This is a genomic window from Terriglobus sp. ADX1 (assembly GCF_036877645.1).
GTDB lineage: Bacteria > Acidobacteriota > Terriglobia > Terriglobales > Acidobacteriaceae > Terriglobus.
Genome location: NZ_JAEDXV010000085.1, coordinates 1 through 255 on the forward strand (window position 1 = coordinate 1; position 255 = coordinate 255).

A 255-nucleotide genomic window follows, 5' to 3' on the forward strand; every position below is an offset into this window, starting at 1 on the left:
TTGGTTTCGGGAAATAGATTTTCTACGGATGTGAAGATGCCCGTCGCTTTTGTGCGGCGGGCATCTTTTGTTTCCAGTGAAGTGGAGTGGGCAGAAGCGAATGCAGGTTCTTCGGCTTCACTTCGTTCCGCTCAGGATGACGCGCTTTGCGCGTTTGAGCTTCGCTGTATCTCCACTTAGCAGTTGATGCCGGCATCCTTCAGGCACTGCTTCAGACCAGCCATGCTGATGCGGGTGGAGGATTCCTTGATTTCA

At 52.5% G+C, this 255-nt stretch carries 1 protein-coding gene; it reads left to right on the forward strand.

Annotated features, from left to right (window positions below):
* Window positions 1-180, forward strand: a 180-nt coding sequence (locus tag JAO32_RS20120) for a hypothetical protein (protein WP_334243611.1), incomplete at its 5' end; no start/stop codon positions are given.
* Window positions 181-255: the final 75 nt, after the last annotated feature.